The following is a 22153-nucleotide window of genomic DNA, read 5'->3' as shown; positions in this document are numbered from 1 at the left end:
GAAAGGCCTCGGCGGCGATTTTATCGCCGCGGCGCGGAACGTCTGCGAACCCAGCGGACCCCGGGACGCGCTTCCGACGCGGCCGGGCAGCCTGCCCGCTCAACCGGGCCCGGGACTCAACCTGCGGGCGCGCAGGCGGTGGCGGGCACCGCCCGACACCACCTCTTGCCGGCAGACTCGGGGTTTACAGCGTTAACGGGTGTCGGGCCTCAGGCACTGATCGCCGCCGGCGCGGTCTTCTGCCGCTTCACCAGCAGCTTGTTCAACGCGTGCAGGTAGGCGCGGCAGGTCGCGACCAGGGTGTCGGCATCGGCGCCCTGCCCGTTCACGGTCTTGCCCCCCTCCTCCAGGCGCACGGTCACCTCGGCCTGGGCGTCGGTGCCGGCGGTGACGGCGTGCACCTGGTACAGCTGCAACCGGGCGTCGTGGGGGAAGACCAGCTTGATGGCGTTGAAAACGGCATCCACCGGGCCGTTGCCGAAGCTGACCACCGGCGGCACGGCCTCGCCCCCCACCGTCACCTCCAGCACCGCGTGCTGCGGCCCGCGCGAACCCGCGACCACCTGCAGCGAAACGAACTGGATGTGATCGTGCTGGCGGCCCACCTCGTCATCGATGAGGGCGATGATGTCCTCGTCGAACACGTCCTTCTTGCGGTCGGCCAGATCCTTGAAGCGGCGGAACGCCTCGTTCACGGCGTTGTCGCCCATGTCGTCGTAGCCCAGTTCCTTCAGCTTGGCGCGAAAGGCGGCGCGGCCGGAATGCTTGCCCATCACCAGGGTCGACCGGTTCAGGCCCACCGACTCCGGCGTCATGATCTCATAGGTGCCGGCGTGCTTCAGCATGCCGTCCTGGTGGATGCCGGACTCATGGGCGAAGGCGTTGGCGCCGACGATGGCCTTGTTGGGCTGCACCACGAAACCGGTGATGGTGGACACCAGGCGCGAGGCGCGGGTGATGGCCTCGGTCTTGATGCCGGTCTTGTAGGGCAGATAGTCGGCGCGGGTGCGCAGGGCCATCACGATCTCTTCCAGGGCGGCGTTGCCCGCGCGCTCCCCCAGGCCGTTGATGGTGCATTCCACCTGGCGGGCGCCGCCGGCGACACCGGCCAGCGAGTTGGCCACGGCCAGGCCCAGGTCGTTGTGGCAGTGGACGGAGAAGATGGCCTGGTCGCTGTTGGGCGTCTTCTCGCGCACCGCGCGGATCAGCGCGCCATATTCCTCCGGCACCGCGTATCCCACGGTGTCGGGGATGTTGATGGTGGTGGCGCCGGCCTTGATGGCGGTTTCCACACAGCGGCAGAGGAAATCCAGCTCGGTGCGAGAGCCGTCCTCGGCCGACCACTCCACGTCCTCGACATGGTTGCGGGCCAGGGTGACGCTGTCCCAGATGGCCTGGACCACGGCATCCGGCTCCATCTGCAGCTTGTACTTCATGTGCAGCGGGCTGGTGGAGATGAAGGTGTGGATGCGCTGGCGCGCCGCCCCCTTCAACGCCTCGGCCGCGCGCTCGATGTCGTTGCGGTGGGCGCGGGCAAGGCCGGCGATGGTGGCGTTGCGCACCACGCGGCCCACTTCCCGCACCGCCTCGAAGTCGCCGTTGGAGGCGGCGGGGAAGCCGGCCTCGATCACGTCCACGCCCATCTCTTCCAGCGTCTGGGCGATGCGGATCTTCTCTTCCAGGTTCATGGAGGCGCCGGGCGATTGCTCGCCGTCGCGCAAGGTGGTGTCGAAGATGACGACGCGGTCGGAAGACGGATGGGTCATGACGAAAAATCCTGCGCTGCCGTCCCGGACATGCGGGCGGGACGGGTATTGAGACTGACGACGAGCCAAGCCGGATCGACTTGATCTACGCCGCAATCTGGCCGCTGGCAACGGCCAACGGGCGTTTTGTTGCCGCAGGACAGATCCCTTGGAAAGGAATGCATCGGTTGTGCCGGGCCCAGGAGAAGAAAAAGGCCGGCGCGTCGGCACCGGCCTTGATCCTGACTGAGGTCCCGAACCGCTTAGTTGCGGCTCTTGTCCACCAGCTTGTTGCTGGCGATCCAGGGCATCATGGCGCGCAGCTTGCCGCCCACTTCCTCGATGGGGTGCTCGGCCTCACGGCGGCGGGTGGCCTTGAAGCTGGGCAGGCCGGCCTTGTTCTCCAGCATCCAGTCGCGGGTGAAGCGGCCGGACTGGATGTCGTCCAGCACGCGCTTCATCTCGGCCTTGGTCTCGGAGGTGACGATGCGCGGGCCGGTGACGTAGTCGCCGTACTCGGCGGTGTTGGAGATGGAGTAGCGCATGTTGGCGATGCCGCCCTCGTAGATCAGGTCCACGATCAGCTTCACCTCGTGCAGGCACTCGAAATAGGCCATCTCGGGGGCGTAGCCCGCCTCGACCAAGGTCTCGAAGCCCGCCTGGATCAGCTTGGTCAGGCCGCCGCACAGCACGGCCTGCTCACCGAACAAGTCGGTCTCGCACTCTTCCTTGAAGGTGGTCTCGATGATGCCCGAGCGGCCGCCGCCCACGGCGGAGGCGTAGGACAGCGCCACTTCCAGGGCATTGCCCGAGGCGTTCTGATGCACGGCCACCAGGCAGGGGACGCCGCCGCCCTTCTGGTACTCACCGCGCACGGTGTGACCGGGGCCCTTCGGCGCGATCATGAACACGTCCAGGTCCGGGCGCGGCTCGATCAGGCGGAAGTGCACGTTCAGGCCATGGCCGAAGGCGATGGCGGCACCCTGGCGCAGGTTGGCGGCCAGCTCGTCGCGGTACAGGTCGGCCTGCAGCTCGTCCGGGGTCAGGATCATGACGACGTCGGCCCAGGCGGCGGCCTCGGCCGGGGTGACCACCTTGAAGCCGGCGCCTTCGGCCTTCTTGGTCGTGGCCGAGCCGGCGCGCAGCGCCACCACGATGTCCTTCACCCCGCTGTCGCGCAGGTTCTGGGCGTGGGCGTGGCCCTGGCTGCCGTAACCGATGATGGCAACCTTCTTGCCCTTGATCAGGTTAACGTCGGCATCACGATCATAATAAACGCGCATGGGTCTCAGCCTTTTGTTGGTTGCGCCCGCCAACCCTTGGGGGCGCGCTCTCATGGATTGTCGCCTTCCCGGGGGGAAAGCGGTTTGGAAAAAAAGATCAGATGCCGCCGGGGCCGCGGGACATGGCCACCACGCCGGTGCGCGACACGCCCACCAGGCCCAGCTCGGCCATCAGGCCGATGAAGCGGTCCAGCTCCTCACCCTGCCCCGTGATCTCGAACACGAAGCTGGTGATGGTGGCGTCCACCACCCGGGCCTTGAACACGTCGGCCAGGCGCAGGGCCTCCACCCGCTTCTCGCCGGTGCCGGCCACCTTGACCAGCGCCGTCTCACGCTCGACGAAGGGGCCTTCCATCGTCAGGTCATGCACCCGGTGCACCGGCACCAGGCGGCCCAGCTGCGCCTTGATCTGCTCGATGATCATGGGCGTGCCAGTGGTGACGATGGTGATGCGCGACAGGGTGGCGTCGCGGTCGACCTCCGCCACCGTCAGGCTTTCGATGTTATAGCCGCGGCCCGAGAACAGGCCGATAACGCGGGCCAGCACGCCCGGCTCATTATCCACCAGGATGGAAATGGTGTGGCGTTCGATGGCGGGGGGGGCGGACAGGACAGGACGGGCGGTCAAGATGGGCTCCGGTCAGGCAGGGCGGTGAAGGGGGCGGCGGCGGGACGGGCGGCGCTCATACCAGCACCATGCCGTCCTCCGGCGTCGCGTTCTCCACCTTCTCGTCCGGGCCCAGCAGCATTTCGTTGTGGGCACGGCCGCCGGGGATCATGGGGAAGCAGTTTTCCTTCGGATCCACGCACATGTCCACGATGACGGGCCGGCGGATGCTGATCATCTCATTGATGACGTCGTCCACCTGACCGACTTCCGTGGCGCGCAGGCCCACGCCACCGAAAGCGTCGGCCAGCTTCACGAAATCGGGCAGCGCCTCGGAATAGCTTTCCGAGTAACGGCCGCCGTGCAGCAACTCCTGCCACTGGCGGACCATGCCCATGTATTGGTTGTTCAGGATGAAGACCTTGACCGGCAGGCGGTACTGCAGGGCGGTCGCCATTTCCTGGATGTTCATCAGGATGCTGGCCTCACCCGCCACGTCAATGCACAGGGCGTCCGGATGGGCGACCTGGGCGCCGATGGCGGCCGGCAGGCCATAACCCATGGTGCCAAGCCCGCCGGAGGTCATCCAGTGGTTGGGCCGGTCGAAGGGCAGGAATTGGGCGGCCCACATCTGGTGTTGGCCGACCTCGGTCGTGATGAAGACATCGTCGCGGCCGGAGATGGCGGCGCGCAGGCGCTCCAGCGCGAACTGCGGCTTGATCACCTTGCTGGTCTTCTCGTACCGCAGGCAATCACGGGCCCGCCAGAACTCGATCTGCTCCCACCACTGGGCCAGGGCCGCCTTGTCCGGCTGCTTGCCGCGCGCCTTCCAGATGCGGATCATGTCTTCCAGCACGTGGGCCGCGTCGCCAACGATGGGAACGTCCACCCGCACGTTCTTGTTGATGCTGGACGGGTCGATGTCGACATGGATTTTCACGGAGTTCGGCGAGAACTCCGAAACCTTGCCGGTCACGCGGTCATCGAAACGGGCACCGATGCAGACCATGACGTCGCAGCCGTGCATGGCCAGGTTCGCCTCGTAGGTGCCGTGCATGCCCAGCATGCCCAGCCACTGCCGGTCCGACGCCGGAAAGGCGCCCAGGCCCATCAGGGTGGTGGTGCAGGGATAGCCAGTCATGCGCACGAACTGGGTCAGCAGCTGGCTGGCCACCGGGCCGGCGTTGATGACGCCGCCACCGACGTAGAAGATGGGCCGCTTGGCCTTGGCCAGCAGGTCGATGGCCTCTTCCACCCGGTTCAGGTCCGGCTTCACCTGCGGGCGATAGCTCTTGGGCATGCTGTCGGCCGGGGAGCGGTAGGTGCCCTCCGCGAACTGCACGTCCTTGGGGATGTCGATGACCACGGGGCCCGGGCGGCCGTTCTTGGCCACGTAGAACGCCTCGTGCAGGGTGCGCGCCAGGTTGTTGACGTCCTTCACCAGGTAGTTGTGCTTGGTGCAGGGACGGGTGATGCCCGTGGTGTCGCATTCCTGGAAGGCGTCGTTGCCGATCAGATGCGTGGCGACCTGACCCGACAGGCAGACGATGGGAATGCTGTCCATCAGGGCGTCGGCCAGGCCGGTGACGGCGTTGGTGGCGCCGGGGCCGCTGGTGACCAGCACGACGCCGACCTTGCCCGTGGACCGGGCATAGCCCTCCGCCGCATGCAGCGCCGCCTGTTCATGGCGCACCAGGATGTGGCGGATGTCGTTCTGCTGGAAAAGCGCGTCGTAGATGGGAAGTACCGCGCCGCCCGGATACCCGAAAATGACCTCTACGCCCTGATCCCGCAACGCCTTCAGGACGATGTCGGCACCGGTCAGACTGGTCTCGCTCGTGGCAGCACTCATTTCCCAAAAATCCTGGTTTCTAGTCGCCCCGTCGCCCCCGCTCACCGGGGCCGCTTGGGAACACCAAATAGCCCCCTTCGCAAACGCGAAGGCCGGGCGGATCGGGACCCTAGACGGAACCGTACCCAGGGTCAACCGCTTTTGCGAATTATCGCAAAGATTTCACCCAGTAGACTTTCGATTAATTTCTCATAACCGGTATGCGTCTGACTGAAACCGGGATCAACCCGGCGGGCGTCCGGCATCTGGTGGCGGAACCAGGTGGTCTGGCGCTTGGCATAGTTGCGGGTGTGCCGCTGCGCCAGGGCCACCGCCGCCGCCTGGTCCAGGGTGCCGGCCAGATGGGCGGCCAACTCCGGCACGCCCAGCGCCTTCATGGCCGGCAGGTCCGGGTCCAGACCCAAGGCCAGCAGGGCCCGCACCTCCTCCAGCGCACCCCGCTCCATCATCGCCAGGAAGCGGGCGTCGCCGTTGGCGTAGAGCCGCTCGCGGGGCGGATCGACGACCAGGGCGTGGAAGGCCAGGTCGGCCGGCGCGGTGGCCGCCGCGGCGCGCTGCCAGTCTCCCAGGGTGCGGCCGGTGCCCACCACCACCTCCCACGCCCGTACCAGGCGCTGGGTATCGCCGGGGGACAGCCGGGCCGCCGCCTCCGGATCCCGTACCGCCAGGTCCTGATGAAAGGCGGGGCCGCCCAGCTTCGCATGCAGCGCCTTGGCCTGCTCCCGCACCGAGTCCTCGATGGCGGGAATGTCGGCGATGCCGGCCATAAGGGTGCGCAGGTACAGGCCGGTGCCGCCGACCAGGATGGGGCGCTCCGCCGCCCGCACCTCCGCCAGGGCCAGGTCGCGCCAATGGGCGGCGGACATGCGCAGCGCCGGCGGCACCGTGCCGTAGAGGCGGTGGGGGGCCTGTGCCAAATCCTCCGCCCCTGGCTGGGCGGTCAGCAGCGCCAGGCCCTGATAGATCTGCATGCTGTCGGCGTTGATGACGGTGCCGCCCAGGCGCACCGCCAGGTCCAGGGCCAGGCGCGACTTGCCCGACGCCGTGGGGCCACCGATGACCACCACCAGCTTGCGCGGCGCGGCCGGTCCGTTCGTCCCAGGGTCCAGGGTGGCACCCGTGCTGATCGCAGGGGCCGGATGCCCGACTGCGTCTTGCCTGCCGGCCCCGCCCCCCGTATCAAGACCGGCGGAAGCCCCCTCAAACCCTTCGGACATGCCATGACCCATGTGGTGACCTTGATCGCCGGCGCCCCCCTGACCTCGGGAGACGCGGCGACGACGCTGGACGATAGCATGGTCCGCGCGGCGCGCGCCGCCCTGCAAGCGCTGGGGGCGGAAACCAGCGCGCCCGACTGGCTGGCGCCGGGGCGGGCCTGCGACATCGCCTTCGCCGGGCTGCATCCCGACCAGGCCCAGGCCGCCTGCGCCCAGGCGCTGCTGGGCCAGCCGGTGGACGCCATCACGCAAGAATCGGCGGGGCGCCGCAAGGCGGTGCTGGTGGCCGACATGGAATCGACCATCATCCACCAGGAGATGCTGGACGAGCTGGGCGCCCTGATCGGCCAGCGCGACACCATCGCCGAAATCACCCGCCGGGCCATGAACGGCGAGATCGACTTCAAAGGCGCGCTGCGCGAGCGCGTCGCCCTGCTGGCCGGCATGGACGCCACGGTGATCGAGGAGCTGAAAGGCATCGTCACCCTGATGCCGGGCGCCAAGTCCCTGGTGGCGACCATGCGCAAGCATGGCGCCTATTGCGCCCTGGTGTCCGGCGGCTTCAAGCCCTTCACCGCCCATGTCCGGGCCCTGCTGGGCTTCGATGAGGACCAGGCCAACGACCTGGTCATCCAGGATGGGAAGCTGACCGGGCAGCCGGTGGAGCCCATCCTGGACAAGGACGCCAAAGCCGCCGCGCTGACCCGCATCTGCGCCCAGCAGCGCGTAGCCCTGACCGCCGCCGTCACCGTGGGCGACGGCGCCAACGACCTGCCCATGCTGCTGGCCGCCGGCCTGGGCATCGCCTTCCATGCCAAGCCGGCAGTGGCGGCATCGGCCCGCGCCCGGGTGGACCACGGCGACCTGACGGCCCTGCTGTACGCCCAGGGCTACCGCGAGGCGGAGATCGTGGCCGGCTAAAGTGAAGCGCGATCAGGAGAGAGCTATCAGAGTAGGAGGCGATCATGATTTATCGCCTCCTACTCCGAGGCCGGCCCTGGGTTCGAACCTATCGAACCCAAAGGTGTTTCACACCCGGGCGCCCGAATTGGCGCTTGGAGTTTAAGAATGGCTTTCCGCCATGGAAAACAAGACTGACGGGAGAACAAATTCCACATTCTTGTCTTTCAAGGCGTCATACAGTCCGTTCATAAGAGCCCATGGATCGTTGTCACCATTACTCCCCCAGGCATTGACATAGACCATATAGAATGGCGGACTGGGCGGGTTGCCCAAAATCTTCTTGGCGACGACATTGACATCGCCATCTAGGTTTATATTCATGGGGATGACAGTCTTATTGTTATATTTATTGAGCGCCGTACTATTGGGAACCACCCAAGGCGTATACGACACATACATAACGCCGCTTACGGCATCCTGATCCGCATACCCCTGCAAGTATTCTGAGTTTGGATATTGGTTTCCAAAAACGGACACCAAGTTTATATTGGCATCGCTCATGAATTTTTCCGTCAAACTCAGAAACGATACGAAATTATCGCTCTGGGCTATGTTGTCGAATACATAACCAATGCCGGAAGGACCGCATATAATTTCATCATTCTCCGTCTTCGTGCCGACATAGTAATTCCAAATGGCCGGCGCCAAATTATAAAGCGACGGCGAGAATGTCCACCCTACGGGTAACGTGCCACGGCTGGAATTACCCCACCAGTTACTGCAATTTCCCCGATTCAACAACCACTGAAGATTGTCACCATCAGACATCATGAAGGCGACATAGACTTTCTTCTTTGGCTGGGCGCGGCCAGCTGGGAAGCTGCTCACCGCCGCAGGGACCGATGTGGGGGAAACGTCCAGACCATTGAACACTGTCAGATTGAAAGCGGCATCTGCGGCCACGTAGTAGTCGCCGGCCTTGCCAACATCCGTGATAAAGGCTTTCTCGCCGAATTGGTCAGTGGGACCCCAGCCATAAATAGGCGCCGGCGCCTCTAACAGGGTCAGGATGCTGGCGCGCTGGGTAGCGCCATAGATAACGACTGCCTGATTGGCGACAGCGTAATCTCTTGGCCCCCAAAAAATATTAGGATTCAGCTCGACCGCCATGGATTTGCTGATACTATCACTATATTTTTTAAGAAATTTATCAAATTTCCACTTCGTTACATCCTCTACCATGTTGAATTTAAGAGATTCAACTCTATCTTTCAGAGAAACATCCACCGGAATCGCTCCCAAGATTCCAGACAAGGATGTCGCGATATTCACAGAGTCTCCGTTATTTTCAATATCGCATAATATATAATGATTTATGTTTTTGTAGCTCGTAAGAAGTTTCCAGTAATCTTCGACAGCTTCTTGTTTTATATCAATCTTCTGTAACCAGAAGTCGGCCGCCAAAGGTTCGAAAGACAGGTCATTAAAATTGTTGGACACGCAGTAAATCGCTTTGGGGCCTCGGCTAGCCAACCCTTGCAGCGCCGAGAACAACAATTTCTCGGCGCTCGTCATGGCGTTATAGACCGCGTTCGGAATGACGTGAAGTAAAGAGAAGGTCATTATCGGCTCCATCCCGCCAGTACCGTCGCCGGCGTTGCGCTGCACCAGAAAGAAGTTCAGCCCCGCATTCGATACAGGTGCTGATCAGATTGAAGGAGGCGGCGCGCTGATGCCCGCCGCCTCCTATCCCGATTAAGGGGTCAGCGCGTTGCCGACACCGGTACCCTGATTAAGCATCGCCTCTTGCTTGCACTGGTAGCCGGGGCCCTTCTGGGCGAGACCGTTCTTACCGATGACATAGGCGATATCCGACTCACCCATCTTGCCATCCCGACAAGCCTTGAGCGCCTCTTCCGGGGTGGCTAGTTTCACGACGGCGCCGTCAGCGGTGATCGCGTTACCGACGCCACTGGCCTGAGCCGGCGCCGACTCCTGCGCGCACTGGTAGCCGGGGCCCTTCTGGACGAGGCCGTTCTTGCCGATGACATAGGCGATGTCCCATTCGCCCATCTTGTTGGCCTTACAGATGGCCAGAGCTTGCTCCGGCGTGGCCAGCTTAACCTCCCCGGCGGAAGCGACGGAGGGAACCAAGGCGCAAATGGCCAGGGCGACGATGCCGGACACGGTGAACTGTGCTTTACTGCTGAGCGTCATGATAATCCCCATTGGTGTAGCTGCGTTTTCGGCCTCTGAACGCCGGGATAAGCCGGGCCGTTACCCTGGCCTTGAGGCTGGGGCTTCTTGTTGGGCACCCCGGCCAAATCCCAATCAGCAGTTTCCGTGCCAACTACATTTTCAATGATTCATGGTGCTTTATGGGGATGACCGTCGTGTCCATAGCGGTCGCGGACGCGTCGGACGTGTTGGACACGGCTCAAAGACGCCGTGCGCCACATCCCGCACCGGACCCGTACCGTCACGCCGCCAGCGGTGCGCGGCCGTAGTTATTGGCGTAGGCGTTCTCGACCCCGGCCAGGATGTCGACGATCTGGAAGTAGCGGTCCCAGAACGGCGTCTCCCGCAGGGCCTCGACCAGAAGCTGGTAGGCCTCATGGCTGCGGGCATCCCATACCCAGATATCGGTTACATTGGTGGAGTAAAATTCCACATCATAGAACCGCATGCGCGCATCGTCCTTGTACCGGGTGACGATCGGCTGTAGATGCCGCGCCAATTCCTGGAAACGCTGGTCAATGGGCATGCCCAGCCATTCGGGCATGGTCTTCACCAGCATGAAAACGGTGATGGCCGGCTCAAAGTTTTCCTTGGCGATTTCGGAATTCATTTGGTTTTTCCTTGCACTGTGTTGCGATGGCGGCAGTATGAGGCGATTGACCCCATTGCCCTACTCGCATCCCCATGAGCAAGACACCCGACCTGAAGCCCCGGAAATCCCCCACCCAGGCACGCGCGGCGGAAACGGTCCGCATCATCCTGGAAGCCGCGGCTCGCATTCTGGAGGCGCGCGGCCTGGCGGGCTTCAACACCAACGCGGTGGCGGAGCGGGCGGGCGTCAGCGTCGGGTCGCTCTACCAATATTTCCCCGGCAAGGACGCGTTGACCGCCGCCCTGATCCAGCGGGACGGCGAGGTGCTGCGGGAGGAGATGGCCGCCGCCGCCCGCCTGCCGATGGCACGGGCCGCCCTGTCGGGCATGATCGCCGCCGCCGTGGGCCATCAGTTGCGCCGCCCCATTCTGGCGCGCCTTCTGGATATCGAGGAAAGCCGCCTGCCCCTGGGTGAGCAGCAGGACGAGAAAACCAAGGAATTGCAGGATCTGCTGGACCAGGTGCTGGCCCGCGTCGACCTGCCGGCCGGGCTGTCCGCGGACACGGCCGGGGCCGACCTGTTCGCCATCGTGCGCGGCATGGTGGACCATGCCGGCAGCCGGGGCGAAGTGGACGCGACCGACCTTCAGCATCGGGTCGAGCGCGCCGTGTTCGGTTATCTGGGCCTGGCCTGACGGCCGCCCGGTTATTCCAGCGGCAAGGCCACGAACAGCAGATCGCCCGCCCGTTCCACCAGCAGCAGCACCGCCTTCTGGCCGTTGTCCTTGGCCTTGGTCACGCGCACGGCCACGTCGTTGGGGGTGTTGACCTCTTCCTGGCCCACTTCCACGATCAGGTCACCGGCCTTCAGCTCGCGCTTGGCGGCGGGGCTGTTGGGGGCGACGCGCACCACGGCCACGCCCTGGGCGTCGTCCCGCACGCTGAATTTCTGCCGGACCTTGGGACTGAGGGCGTCCAGGGTCAGGCCCACGCTGTCAATGGTGCCCTCGGCCTCGGCGGGGCCGGCATTGCTGGCGGCGGCGGACGCCGCCCCGGCGTCGGTGTCTTCCCTCAATTCACCCAGCGACACCGTGACGTTGATCTTGCCGCCCTTGCGCAGCACCACCAACGCCGCCTTGTGGCCCACCGGCTCCTCCGCCACGATGCGGGGCAGCATGCGGCCGTTGGTGACGTCCTTGCCATCGATGCTGACGATGACGTCACCCTGTTTCAGGCCGGCCTGCTCACCGGGACCGCCGGGGCTGACCACCGCCACCAGGGCGCCACGCTGCTGCTTCAGCTTCAGGGTTTCGGCGATGTCGGGCGTCACGTCCTGAATCTGCACGCCCAGCCAGCCGCGCCGCACCTTGCCGGTGTCGCGCAACTGCTGCACCACGTTCTTGATCACCACCGCCGGAATGGCGAAGCCGATGCCGACGGAGCCCGCCTCCCCGTCATTCGCCTGGGGGGAGAAGATGGCGGTGTTCATGCCGATGACCTCGCCATTGAGGTTGATCAGCGGGCCGCCGGAATTGCCCAGGTTGATGGAGGCGTCGGTCTGCAGGAAGTCGTCGTACTTGCCGGCGCCGATGTCGCGGCCGCGGGCGGAGATGATGCCGGCCGTGACCGTGCCGCCCAGGCCGAAGGGGTTGCCGATGGCCACCACCCAGTCACCGACCTTCAGCGCGTCGCTGTTGCCCCACACCATGGCGGGCAGCTTGGATGCCGGCTCCACCTTCAGCAGGGCGATGTCGGTGGCCTTGTCGGTGCCCACCAGCGTCGCCTTCATCTGGGTGTCGTCCTGCAGGCGGACGGTGATCTCATCCGCCCCCTCGATGACGTGGTTGTTGGTCACGACATAGCCGGAGGAATCGATGATGAAGCCCGAGCCCAGCGAGGTGGCCTGCCCGCCCTTGTCATCGCCGCCGCCCTGGTCGTTCTCCTTCTGCCGCTCCTGATAGTCGCGGAAGAAGTCGCCGAAGGGGGAACCCGGGGGGAACTCCGGCATGGGCAACTGGCCCTGCTTCTTGTTCTTCACCGTCTGGCTGGTGGAAATGTTGACCACCGCCGGCAGCATCTTCTCCACCAGGGGCGCGAAGCTGTGCGGCGGCGGCTCCGCCCGCGCCGGGGCCGGGTCGCCGCAGGCCGTGGGCAACAGCAGCACGCCCAACACCATCAGCGACCGGCGCAGGGCCGAGAACGGGCGGGCGGCGCCCTTCTTCGGGGGGACGGCCATCGGCGAGGGTGCGGCAAAGGCGGGAGACGTCACTGTCGGGCCACTCCTGGCAGGGGGACGCCTCAAGAATGGCATCCGCCCGTCATCATTCCATTTTCCCACGATGGGGCCATTTTCCCCCTGTGGGGCCATCGCCCCACTATAGGGGGCTGATGTCGCGCCTGTTAAGGGGGATGGCTCGTGATATCGCAAGGGGATAAGACGGCAGCCCGCCGAATCCCCAACTCAGCGGCGCTCCAGCCACACCAGGGCGACGCCGATGCACGCCCCCGCCAGCCCGGCCCAGCGCAGGCGCTCCGGCGGCGTCTCCGCCATACGGCCCGCCAAGCGGCGCATGGCCCCCGGCAGCAGGGCATAGCACACGCCCTCCAGCACCAGGGCCAGCGCCGCCCCCGTCATCAAGTCGTTCAAGCCGTTAGCCCCCGTCTTCCCACTTCCCGGCCTACTTCTCGGCCCGCTTGCGTTCCGCCGTTCCGCCCGCCCCCAGGTACTTGAAGAAGTCGGCGCCGGGCGAAAGCACCAGGGTGGTGTCATCCGGTTTCAGCGTGTCGCGGTAGGCCTGAAGGCTGCGATAGAAGCTGTAGAATTCGGGATTGCGGCTGATCGCCTCATTCATGATGCGAATCGCCTGGTTGTCACCTTCGCCCCGGGTGATCTGGGCCTGGCGCTGGGCCTCGGCCAGCAGCACGGTGCGGTCGCGGTCGGCCCGGCTCTTGATCTGCTGCGACAGCTCCTGGCCTTGGGCGCGGGCCTCCGCCGCCTCGCGCTCGCGTTCGGAACGCATGCGGGCGAACACCGCCTGGCTGGTCTGTTCCGGCAGGTCGGCCCGGCGCAGGCGCACGTCCACGATCTCGATGCCCAGGCGCTGCGCCTCCTGGTTCACCTGGGCCTTGATGTCGGCCATGACCTTCTCGCGCTCCTGCGACAGCACGGCCGGCAGGGCGACATTGCCCAGGACGCGGCGCATGGCCGAGTTCACGATGACCGACAGGCGCAGGCGGGCCTGCTGCTCATTCCCCAGGGTCTGGAAGAACATCAGCGGGTCGGCGATGCGGTAGCGGGCGTAGGCGTCCACCTCCAGCCGCTTCTGGTCGGCCAGGATGGCGCTTTCCACCGGCGGGTCGATGTCCAGCACCCGGCGGTCCAGGATCACCACGTTCTGCACAAAGGGGATTTTGGCCCACAGCCCCGGCTCGCGGATAACGCGCATGGGCTCACCGAACTGGAGCACCAGCGCCTGTTGCGTCTGGTTGAGGGTGAAGAAGGTGCCCTGCAACAGGATGGCCAGCAGCACGAGCACGCCCAGAGGGACGATCCAGCGTTTTTCCATGATGCGTCCCTCCCCTTAATTGCCGGCCGCGGTGGACGCGCCGGACGACGATGCCGGCGGGGTGGCCGGCGGAGTGGCCGGATGCGCCGGCGGCTTCAGCATGTCGTTCAGGGGCAGGTAGGGCACGGCGCCGCCCCCGGCCTTGTCGTCCAGCAGGATCTTGCGGGTGCCCTTCAGGATCTGCTCCATGGTGTCGATGTACAGGCGCCGGCTGGCGGCGTCGGGGGCCTGGGCGTAGGCCTCCAGCACCTGCTGGAAGCGCTTGGCGTCACCTTGCGCCAGGTCGACCACCTGGTCGCGGTAGGCCTGCGCCTCCTGGTTCAGGCGCTCAGCGTCGCCGCGGGCGCGGGGGATGATGTCGTTGCGGTAGGTCTCCGCCTCGTTGCGCAGGCGCTCGCGGTCCTGGCGGGCGCGCTGCACGTCGTTGAACGCCTCCACCACCGCCGGCGGAGGCTCCACCCGCTGCAACTGCACCTGGGTGATCTCGATGCCCGCCTGGTACTGGTCCAGGATGGTCTGCAGCAACTGGCGGCTGTCGTTCTCGATGCGCTGGCGGGCGTCGGTCAGGGCGGGCTGGATCTCGGTGCGGCCGATGATCTCGCGCATGGCGCTTTCCGCCACCTTCTTCACCGTCTCTTCCGGCTCGCGGATGTTGAACAGGAACTTGCCCGGGTCCTTGATGACCCAGAACACGGCGAAGTCGATGTCGACGATGTTCTCATCGCCCGTCAGCATGGTGCTTTCGTCGGCCACGTCGCGGTCGCTGACGCTGCGCCGGCCGTCGCCCTGGCTGCGGTAGCCGATCTCGATACGGTTCACGCGGGTGACCTGGGGCAGCAGCACCTGCTCGATGGGGGCCGGCAGATGATAGCGCAAGCCCGGCTGTTCCACCCGCACCGGCTTGCCGAAGCGCAGGACCACGCCCTGCTCATCCGCCGCGACCCGGTAGATGCCGGTCAGCCCCCACAGGATGAGCGCCGCCGCCACGCCGACACCCACGATGCGGCCGCTGCTCCAGTTGTTCAGGTTGAAGGACCCGCCGGCGGGCGCGCCACCGCGCGGCCGGCCGCCGTTGCCCCCGCCCGAGCCGCGCCCAGCACCACCGCCGTTGCCGCCCAGCAGCACGCGCAGGCGCTCACCGCCCTGGCGCACCGCGTCCTCCAGCCCCGGCTGCGGCCGCGAACCCGGCTTGCCGCCGGGTTTGGACGCACCGGAGGAGCCGCCGCCTGCGACACCGGGGCTCTGGCCCCAGGGGTTGTGGGGGGAAGCGCTGGCCGGGGACGTGTCCTTGTCCGGTTGCCTGCCGGGTCCCGATCCCTTGCCGGGATCATCCCCCGATCCGTTGCCGGATCCGTTGTTGCCGCCGTTCGACCCTTGATTGGACCAGGGCATGTTCGCCTTTCCTGTCCCCGTGATCTGATTATTCCGGTACCCGTACCCATATGAGAGGCACCCAAGACAGAGGGCGTCAGTGGCCGAGCGGCCACCATGGGCGGCCATCTCTCCCCCTGGGCTTCCCCCCATTCGGGCGGCACCGTATATAGTCGGGCAGTCGCAGGGAAGCCCGACACGGGCGATATGACCCCCCGCCCCCCACTTTACAAGATGAAGGCGTTTGATCATGGCGGTTACCGAGTCCCAGGTGTTGGAGGCCCTTCGGCAGGTGGCGGATCCCGACCGCGGATCTGACATCGTCAGCCTCAAGATGGTTTCCGGCGTCGCGGTGAAGGACGGCCATGTCCACTTCACGCTGGAGGTCGATCCGGCGCGCGGCGCCGCCCTGGAACCCCTGCGCCAGGCGGCGGAGAAGGCGGTGGACCGGCTGGCGGGCGTGCTGTCGGTCACGGCGGTGCTGACCGCCCACCGCCCCGTCCCCAAGGCCGTAAGCGGCGGCGGCGCCCCCGGCACCGGCGCGCCCGGTGCGGGCAAGCCCGCCAAGGCCGGCGTTCCCGGCGTGGGCGCCATCATCGCCGTCGCCTCGGGCAAGGGTGGGGTGGGCAAGTCCACCACCTCCACCAACCTGGCGCTGGCCATGGCCGCCAACGGCCTGAAGGTGGGCCTGCTGGACGCCGACATCTACGGCCCGTCCATGCCGCGCATGATGGGCCTGAGCGGCAAGCCCGACAGCGCCGACGGCAAGCGCCTGGACCCGCTGGTCAACTATGGCGTCAAGGTCATGTCCATGGGCTTCCTGGTGGCCGAGGACACGCCCATGATCTGGCGCGGCCCCATGGTGATGAGCGCCCTGACCCAAATGCTGCGCGACGTGAACTGGGGCGAGCTGGACGTGCTGGTGGTCGACATGCCGCCGGGCACGGGCGATGCCCAGCTGACCATGGCGCAGAGCGTGCCGCTGGCCGGCGCCGTCATCGTCTCCACCCCGCAGGACATTGCCCTGCTGGACGCGCGCAAGGGCCTGAACATGTTCCGCCGCGTGGACGTGCCCGTCCTGGGCATCATTGAGAACATGAGCTATTTCTGCTGCCCCAACTGCGGCCACCGCAGCGACATCTTCAGCCATGGCGGGGCCCGCGCCGAGGCGGACAAGCTGGGCATCGACTTCCTGGGCGAGGTGCCGCTGGACATCACCATCCGTGAGACCAGCGACGCCGGCACCCCCATCACCATCCAGCAGCCGGATGGCGTGCACGCCCAGACCTATCGCGCCATCGCCGCACGGGTGGCGGAGAAGATCAAGGCCGGCGGCGGCCGCGCCGCCCCGCGCTTCGTGATCGAATAAACCTATCACCCGATAGCCAAGTCCTTGGAAAAACGGCGGTACGCGGTCGCAACATTCCGCATCGAACCCGAAATCGACGTTCTGTTGCGCCATTCCGGCGTCCGCTGTTTTTTCCTTTCCAATGGCAGGGGCTCATGATACATAAAGTTCCGTGTAGCGGAGCTAGAGTGGACATCATGCGTCAGGTCGATACGGTTCAGGTTGCATATGCGTTCCGGAACGGCGCCCATTCCTTCCAGGTGGAGGATCCGGCCACGGGTGCCATCGCGGTAGCCCACGGCGTTCCCGAGATCGCGTATGAGCAGGTGACCCGTACCCTGTCCGAACGGGCGACCGGCCTGTCCGGCCGCCGGGTGGTGGCGCGCCCCGCCCTGCCCTTCGATGATTTCTTCAACTGGCTGCGCCAGAACCCCATCGCCAGCGTCGCCGGCGCCCCGGTCAAGGTCGAGTTCGCCTGGGAATTGCGCTGACACGTCCAGAGGTCGGACGGCCCCAGGGGCCGCTCCGGTGAGAGTGCCGCCTGCAAATCCGGGAAAACACCGGACGGGCGAACAGGGATAGAGGAAACACCAAGCCTGCGTGGCTCGTTGGGAGCCGAAGCGAAACGCCCGGAAGGTCCGCCTTCCGGGCGTTTTTGCTGTGCCCGACCGGGGGACACGATGGGACGGCGATCAGGGGGGCGCCAGCGGCCCCCCACGCTCAATGGCGCGTTGATAGGCGGGCCGCGCGCGGATCTTCGCCAGGAAGGACCGGATGTTGGGATAGGCGTCCACGATGCCGGCACGGACTGCGAACGCCTCAAGCGGGTAGCTCATCTGGATGTCGGCTGCGGTGAACGCGTCCCCGGCGAACCAGGGGTGCCGCGCCAGTTCCGCCTCCCAATAGCCGGCGTGCAGCGAGAGTTGGGGATCGACCAGCACCCGCTGCGTCGCGGCGGCGATCCCTCGCGCGATGGGCCGGATGAGAAAGGGCACACGGCCGGGAAGATCGCGGAAGATGAGCTTCAGCAGCAAGGGCGGCATGGCCGATCCCTCCGCATGATGAAGCCAGTGGGTGAACCTCAGCCCGTCCTCCGAGCCGGCCGGCGGCGCCAGCCGCCCCTCCCCATACCGGGTCAGGATGTACTCGATGATCGCCCCCGATTCGGCAATCACCCGCCCCTCATCCACGATCACGGGCGATTTGCCCAAGGGATGAACCGCCTTCAACGCCATGGGCGCCCGCAGCGTCCGCGGATCCCGCTGGTGAACGACAAGCTGGTAAGGCAGCGCCAGTTCCTCCAGCAGCCAAAGCACCCGGTGGGAACGCGAGTTGTTGAGATGGTGGACGGTGATCATGGGGCATCGATCCTGCGCGGCGGCCCAGCCCTTGGGACGTCAGTGTTTACACCGTAATCATTGACACGGATGATTACAACGTAAACATCAGGATACGGCAGGGTCTGGGCGACGCGATGCGCGGCCGTCACCGCCGGCCGAACAGCCGCTCGATGTCCGCCAGCTTCAGCTCAACATAGGTGGGGCGTCCGTGGTTGCACTGGCCGCTGTGGGGCGTGGCCTCCATCTCGCGCAGCAGCGCGTCCATCTCGCCCAGCGTCAACACCCGGCCCGCCCGGACGGACCCGTGACAGGCCATGGAGGAACAAACTTCCTCCAGCCGCTCCTTCAGCGCGTGCTGGTCGCCCAGCTCCGCCAGCTCATCGGCGATGTCGGTGACCAGGGCCTTGATGTCGGCCTTGGCGCCCAGCAGCGCCGGGATCTCCCGCACCACCACGGCGCCGGTGCCAAAGGATTCCAGGCACAGGCCCAACTCCGCCAGTTCGTCGGAGCGTTCGGCCAGGCGAGTCGCCGCGGCCTCCTCCAGCTCCACCACCTCGGGGATCAACAGCATCTGCCGCTTCACGCCCTGGGCCACCATGGACTGCTTGATGCGCTCATAGACCAGGCGCTCATGCGCGGCGTGCTGGTCGACGATGACCATGCCGTCGCGGGTCTGGGCGACAATGTAGGTCTGGTGGATCTGGGCGCGGGCGATACCCAAGGGGAAGTCGGACACATCGTCGGTGTTGGTCTGTGCCAGCGCCGCGACGGCGGTCGCCAAGCCGGGGCTGATGGGACCGGGGGTCGCGTCGGCGCAGGCCGGCGCCTCCGCCAGGACCGACGACGCATAAGCGGGGGCGGCCGGGGTCGGGCCCTCCCACGCGGTGGCAGGCGCCTGGAAGGCGCGCGCGGCCTCCGCCTGCCCGGCCGTGGGCCGGGTGATGCCGGGCCAGGCGCTACTACCGGCATGGGCGCCGGCATGGGGTTGCGGCTGCCACTGGAAGGCCGTCTGGGGGATGGGTTTGGCCCCCTCGGGGCGCAGGCTGGCCAGGGCCGCCTGGCCCACGGTGGTGGAGGCGCGGTGGCCGGCGCCGGCCAGGGCATGCTTCAGCGCGCCGACGATCAGGCCGCGCACCAGGCCCTGGTCGCGGAAACGCACCTCCGTCTTGGCCGGGTGGACGTTGACGTCCACATCCTCGCACGGGATGTCCAGGAACAGGGCCAGCAGGGGATGACGGTCGCGGGCCAGGAAATCGGCATAGGCGCCGCGCACGGCGCCCAGCAGCAGCTTGTCGCGCACCGGCCGGCCGTTCACGAACAGGTATTGGCCGGCGGCGGTGTTCTTGTTCAGGGTGGGCAGGCCGATATGGCCGTAGAGCCGCACGCCCTCGCGCCGGGCGTCGATGGGCAGGGCGTTCTCCTGGAACTCCCGCCCCATGATGGCGCCCAGGCGGGCCAGCAGCGGATCCTCGCCGTTAAGAGTTGCCGCCTGGGCCGGCAGGCGCAGGGGCGTGCGCCCCTCGTCCGCCACCGTGAAGGCGACGTCCGGGTGGGCCATGGCCAGGCGCTGCACCACGTCGACGGCGTGGTCCGTCTCCGTCCGCGTGGTCTTCAGGAACTTCAGCCGCGCCGGGGTGGCGTAGAACAGGTCGCGCACCTCGATGCGGGTGCCCACTGGATGGGCGGCTGGCACCGGCCGGCCCTTGGCCCCACCCTCCACCGTCAGGGCCCAGGCGCTGTCGCTGCCCGGCTGGCGGCTGGTGATGGTCAGGCGGCTGACGGCGCCGATGGAGGGTAGCGCCTCCCCCCGGAAGCCCAGGGTGTGGATGTTCAGCAGGTCGTCGCCCGGCAGTTTGGAGGTGGCGTGGCGCTCCACCGCCAGCGACAGCTCCTCCGCCGCCATGCCGCCGCCATCGTCCACCACCTGGATCAGGGCCTTGCCACCATCGCGCAGGGTGACGTCGATGCGCTTGGCGCCGGCATCCAGCGCGTTCTCCACCAGCTCCTTCACGGCGGCGGCGGGACGCTCCACCACCTCGCCGGCAGCGATGCGGTTGACCAGGGTTTCAGGCAGAAGACGGATGGGCATGATGACGCCAGTCTAGAGCAGATCGCATAACGGCGGAATCGCCGTGCAGCGTGAATCTGCTCGCGGACAGACTCAGCGGAAACGCCGACGCAAAGCGCCACGGGAAAGCCGGGCACCCTGTAAGGGCATGCCCGGCACTTCCCTCAGGCACTCAGCGCAGGCCGTCGCGCACCAGGCGGATGAGGCCGGCGGTGGAGCAGTCATGCCCCCGGCGCGACCCGCCCTCCAGCTCCGGCAGGATGGCCTTGGCCAGCTGCTTGCCCAGCTCCACGCCCCACTGGTCGAAGGAGTTCAGGTTCCACAGGATGCCCTGCACGAAGATCTTGTGCTCATAGAGCGCGATCAGCGTGCCCAGGGTGTGCGGGTCCAGCTTCTGGAACAGCAGGGTGTTGGTCGGGCGGTTGCCGGTGAAGACCTTGTGCGGCACCAGGGCCTCCAGCTCCTCGCCATCCAGGCCCTGGGCGGCCAGTTCGGCCCGCGCCTCATCCTCGGTCTTGCCCAGCAACAGGGCCTCGGTTTGGGCCAGGAAGTTGGCCAGCAGCAGGGTGTGGTGGCGGCCCACCGGGTTGTGCGTCTCGATGGGCGCCAGGAAATCCGCCGGGATCAGCGGCGTGCCCTGGTGGATCAGCTGGTAGAAGGCGTGCTGGCCGTTGGTACCGGGCTCGCCGAACAGCACCGGGCCGGTGGCGTAGTCCACCGGGCGGCCGTCGCGGTCGACACCCTTGCCGTTGCTCTCCATATCCGCCTGCTGCAGGTAGGCCGGCAGGCGGGCCAGGTACTGGTCATAGGGCAGCACGGCATAGGACTGGGCGTCCCAGAAATTCACGTACCACAGGCCGATCAGGCCCATCAGCACCGGCATGTTGGCGTCCAGCGGGGCGGTGCGGAAATGCTCGTCCATCGCGTGGGCGCCGGCCAGCAGCTCGGCGAAGCGGTCGGGGCCGATCATCAGCAGGATGGGCAGGCCGATGGCCGACCACAGGCTATAGCGGCCGCCCACCCAGTCCCAGAAGCCGAACATGTTGTCGGTGTCGATGCCGAAGGCCGCGACCTCCTTGGCGTTGGTCGACACGGCCACGAAGTGCTTGGCCACCGCGTCCGCCGGCGCGCCCTGGGCCAGCAGCCAGTCGCGCGCCGTGTGGGCGTTGGCCAGCGTTTCCTGCGTGGTGAAGGTCTTGGAGGCGATGATGAACAGCGTCGTCTCCGCATCCACCTTCTTCAGCACCTCGGCGATGTGGGTGCCGTCGACGTTGGAGACGAAATGGGCCTGCAGGTGCGGGTGGTGATAGGGGGTCAGCGCCTGGGTCACCATGACGGGGCCCAGGTCGGAACCGCCGATGCCGATGTTGACGATGTCGGTGATGGGCTGGCCGGTCCAGCCGCGCCACACCCCATCGCGGACGGCGGTGGCGAAGGCGCCCATGCGATCCAGCACGGCGTGCACATCCGGCACCACGTTGCGGCCGTCGACCAGCACCGTGGCGCCCTTGGGCTGGCGCAGGGCGGTGTGCAGCACGGCGCGGCCTTCCGTCAGGTTGATGGCGGCACCGGCGAACATCCGGTCGCGCCAGCCTTCCAGGTCACGGGCGCGGGCGAAGTCCAGCAGCAGGGGCAGGGTCTCGTCGGTCAGCCGGTTCTTGGAATAGTCCAGCAGCAGGGTGCCCAGCTTCAGGGAGTATTTGTCGAACCGCTCCGGGTCGGCGGCGAACAGGTCGCGCATATGCACGCCGTCCAGCGCCTGGCGGTGCCGGGCCAGCGCCGCCCAAGCCGGGGACTGAACCAGGGGCGTGTCCGGGGTGGGGGTCTGCGTGGCTGACATCGTTCTCTCCTGACCTGTGGCCAGGGGCATCCGGATCCCATTATCCCGCCCCTGGAAAGCCCCAGGGGTTTAGCACGGTTGCCGGGGGTTAAGCAGCGGTCCGGAGGGGAATTTCGTCCGTTTGACGCGATTTTGTCCCCGTTTTTGACGTTACCGGGCGGGGGCGCGGCGGCGCAGGCCCGG

At 66.6% G+C, this 22153-nt stretch carries 19 protein-coding genes; 4 read left to right on the top strand and 15 right to left on the bottom strand.

The window, feature by feature from the left end; translation table 11 throughout:
* Positions 1–209 precede the first annotated feature (209 nt).
* The 5 genes from FBZ90_RS24240 to miaA form a co-directional block, all read right to left on the bottom strand.
* The gene (locus FBZ90_RS24240) at positions 210–1766 is read right to left on the bottom strand and encodes a 2-isopropylmalate synthase (RefSeq protein WP_145735682.1); all 1557 of its coding nucleotides are present in this window, start codon (positions 1764–1766) and stop codon (positions 210–212) included.
* A 242-nt stretch (positions 1767–2008) separates the two neighbouring features.
* Positions 2009–3028: a ketol-acid reductoisomerase gene (gene ilvC, locus FBZ90_RS24235; protein WP_145735680.1), complete on the bottom strand. Its 1020-nt coding sequence runs from the start codon at positions 3026–3028 to the stop codon at positions 2009–2011.
* Positions 3029–3125: 97 nt separating this feature from the next.
* Entirely contained in the window at positions 3126–3656 is a 531-nt protein-coding gene (ilvN, locus tag FBZ90_RS24230; RefSeq protein WP_246130838.1) for an acetolactate synthase small subunit, read from the bottom strand.
* Between the two features lie 55 nt (positions 3657–3711).
* Positions 3712–5487 (bottom strand): acetolactate synthase 3 large subunit, encoded by a 1776-nt coding sequence (locus FBZ90_RS24225; protein ID WP_145735678.1) that lies wholly within the window; start codon positions 5485–5487, stop codon positions 3712–3714.
* 131 nt (positions 5488–5618) lie between these two features.
* Positions 5619–6704, bottom strand: coding sequence for a tRNA (adenosine(37)-N6)-dimethylallyltransferase MiaA (gene miaA / locus FBZ90_RS24220; protein WP_145735676.1), 1086 nt, complete (start codon positions 6702–6704; stop codon positions 5619–5621).
* A 3-nt stretch (positions 6705–6707) separates the two neighbouring features.
* On the opposite strand from miaA, the gene serB reads away from it, so the two are divergent.
* The gene (gene serB, locus FBZ90_RS24215; protein ID WP_145735674.1) at positions 6708–7625 is read left to right on the top strand and encodes a phosphoserine phosphatase SerB; all 918 of its coding nucleotides are present in this window, start codon (positions 6708–6710) and stop codon (positions 7623–7625) included.
* A 141-nt stretch (positions 7626–7766) separates the two neighbouring features.
* Here the strand turns inward: serB and FBZ90_RS24210 are convergent, their stop codons facing one another.
* The 3 genes from FBZ90_RS24210 to FBZ90_RS24200 all read right to left on the bottom strand — a co-directional run bounded on the left by FBZ90_RS24210 (position 7767) and on the right by FBZ90_RS24200 (position 10455).
* Entirely contained in the window at positions 7767–9275 is a 1509-nt protein-coding gene (locus FBZ90_RS24210) for a GxGYxYP domain-containing protein (RefSeq protein ID WP_145735671.1), read from the bottom strand.
* 87 nt (positions 9276–9362) lie between these two features.
* Positions 9363–9824, bottom strand: a complete 462-nt coding sequence (locus FBZ90_RS24205) for a hypothetical protein (protein ID WP_145735670.1) — start codon at positions 9822–9824, stop codon at positions 9363–9365.
* A 262-nt stretch (positions 9825–10086) separates the two neighbouring features.
* Entirely contained in the window at positions 10087–10455 is a 369-nt protein-coding gene (locus FBZ90_RS24200) for a darcynin family protein (RefSeq protein WP_145735668.1), read from the bottom strand.
* Positions 10456–10529: 74 nt separating this feature from the next.
* Here FBZ90_RS24200 and FBZ90_RS24195 point away from each other — a divergent pair, with 74 nt between their 5' ends.
* Positions 10530–11132, top strand: coding sequence for a TetR/AcrR family transcriptional regulator (locus tag FBZ90_RS24195; RefSeq protein ID WP_145735667.1), 603 nt, complete (start codon positions 10530–10532; stop codon positions 11130–11132).
* Positions 11133–11143: 11 nt separating this feature from the next.
* On the opposite strand, the gene FBZ90_RS24190 is transcribed toward FBZ90_RS24195, so the two are convergent.
* From FBZ90_RS24190 to hflK, 4 genes are all read right to left on the bottom strand, one after another.
* A complete protein-coding gene (locus tag FBZ90_RS24190; RefSeq protein ID WP_246130831.1) occupies positions 11144–12673 on the bottom strand; it encodes a DegQ family serine endoprotease in 1530 nt (509 codons plus the stop codon).
* 225 nt (positions 12674–12898) lie between these two features.
* Positions 12899–13084 (bottom strand): DUF2065 domain-containing protein, encoded by a 186-nt coding sequence (locus FBZ90_RS24185; RefSeq protein WP_145735663.1) that lies wholly within the window; start codon positions 13082–13084, stop codon positions 12899–12901.
* Between the two features lie 31 nt (positions 13085–13115).
* Entirely contained in the window at positions 13116–14003 is an 888-nt protein-coding gene (hflC, locus tag FBZ90_RS24180) for a protease modulator HflC (protein WP_145735661.1), read from the bottom strand.
* Between the two features lie 15 nt (positions 14004–14018).
* Complete coding sequence (hflK, locus tag FBZ90_RS24175; RefSeq protein ID WP_338121757.1) at positions 14019–15395, bottom strand: FtsH protease activity modulator HflK; 1377 nt, start codon at positions 15393–15395, stop codon at positions 14019–14021.
* 226 nt (positions 15396–15621) lie between these two features.
* Between hflK and apbC the strand changes: the two genes are divergently transcribed.
* Together apbC and FBZ90_RS24165 are read left to right on the top strand one after the other, a co-directional pair.
* Entirely contained in the window at positions 15622–16743 is a 1122-nt protein-coding gene (gene apbC, locus FBZ90_RS24170) for an iron-sulfur cluster carrier protein ApbC (protein WP_145735770.1), read from the top strand.
* A gap of 176 nt (positions 16744–16919) precedes the next feature.
* On the top strand, positions 16920–17213 hold the full coding sequence (locus tag FBZ90_RS24165; protein WP_145735659.1) for a hypothetical protein: 294 nt from the start codon (positions 16920–16922) through the stop codon (positions 17211–17213).
* A 201-nt stretch (positions 17214–17414) separates the two neighbouring features.
* Here FBZ90_RS24165 and FBZ90_RS24160 read toward each other — a convergent pair whose 3' ends face one another.
* The 3 genes from FBZ90_RS24160 to pgi all read right to left on the bottom strand — a co-directional run bounded on the left by FBZ90_RS24160 (position 17415) and on the right by pgi (position 21970).
* On the bottom strand, positions 17415–18080 hold the full coding sequence (locus tag FBZ90_RS24160) for a glutathione S-transferase family protein (protein WP_145735657.1): 666 nt from the start codon (positions 18078–18080) through the stop codon (positions 17415–17417).
* 127 nt (positions 18081–18207) lie between these two features.
* A complete protein-coding gene (gene mutL, locus FBZ90_RS24155; RefSeq protein ID WP_145735655.1) occupies positions 18208–20151 on the bottom strand; it encodes a DNA mismatch repair endonuclease MutL in 1944 nt (647 codons plus the stop codon).
* A gap of 151 nt (positions 20152–20302) precedes the next feature.
* On the bottom strand, positions 20303–21970 hold the full coding sequence (gene pgi / locus FBZ90_RS24150) for a glucose-6-phosphate isomerase (protein ID WP_145735652.1): 1668 nt from the start codon (positions 21968–21970) through the stop codon (positions 20303–20305).
* Positions 21971–22153 lie beyond the last annotated feature (183 nt).

Source organism: Nitrospirillum pindoramense, assembly GCF_007827955.1.
Lineage (GTDB): Bacteria > Pseudomonadota > Alphaproteobacteria > Azospirillales > Azospirillaceae > Nitrospirillum > Nitrospirillum amazonense_B.
The sequence above is the reverse complement of the archived record's forward strand: the minus strand, read 5'-3'. Positions and strand labels throughout refer to the sequence as shown.

Coding starts and splice junctions, on each gene's coding strand:
- hflK (WP_338121757.1), bottom strand. CDS start 15,395: ATGCCCTGGTCCAATCAAGGGTCGAACGGCGGCAACAACGGATCCGGC.
- ilvC (WP_145735680.1), bottom strand. CDS start 3,028: ATGCGCGTTTATTATGATCGTGATGCCGACGTTAACCTGATCAAGGGC.
- FBZ90_RS24225 (WP_145735678.1), bottom strand. CDS start 5,487: ATGAGTGCTGCCACGAGCGAGACCAGTCTGACCGGTGCCGACATCGTC.
- FBZ90_RS24190 (WP_246130831.1), bottom strand. CDS start 12,673: ATGGCCGTCCCCCCGAAGAAGGGCGCCGCCCGCCCGTTCTCGGCCCTG.
- FBZ90_RS24195 (WP_145735667.1), top strand. CDS start 10,530: ATGAGCAAGACACCCGACCTGAAGCCCCGGAAATCCCCCACCCAGGCA.
- hflC (WP_145735661.1), bottom strand. CDS start 14,003: ATGGAAAAACGCTGGATCGTCCCTCTGGGCGTGCTCGTGCTGCTGGCC.
- FBZ90_RS24165 (WP_145735659.1), top strand. CDS start 16,920: ATGCGTCAGGTCGATACGGTTCAGGTTGCATATGCGTTCCGGAACGGC.
- FBZ90_RS24160 (WP_145735657.1), bottom strand. CDS start 18,080: ATGATCACCGTCCACCATCTCAACAACTCGCGTTCCCACCGGGTGCTT.
- pgi (WP_145735652.1), bottom strand. CDS start 21,970: ATGTCAGCCACGCAGACCCCCACCCCGGACACGCCCCTGGTTCAGTCC.
- FBZ90_RS24240 (WP_145735682.1), bottom strand. CDS start 1,766: ATGACCCATCCGTCTTCCGACCGCGTCGTCATCTTCGACACCACCTTG.
- mutL (WP_145735655.1), bottom strand. CDS start 20,151: ATGCCCATCCGTCTTCTGCCTGAAACCCTGGTCAACCGCATCGCTGCC.
- FBZ90_RS24205 (WP_145735670.1), bottom strand. CDS start 9,824: ATGACGCTCAGCAGTAAAGCACAGTTCACCGTGTCCGGCATCGTCGCC.
- FBZ90_RS24200 (WP_145735668.1), bottom strand. CDS start 10,455: ATGAATTCCGAAATCGCCAAGGAAAACTTTGAGCCGGCCATCACCGTT.
- serB (WP_145735674.1), top strand. CDS start 6,708: ATGACCCATGTGGTGACCTTGATCGCCGGCGCCCCCCTGACCTCGGGA.
- miaA (WP_145735676.1), bottom strand. CDS start 6,704: ATGTCCGAAGGGTTTGAGGGGGCTTCCGCCGGTCTTGATACGGGGGGC.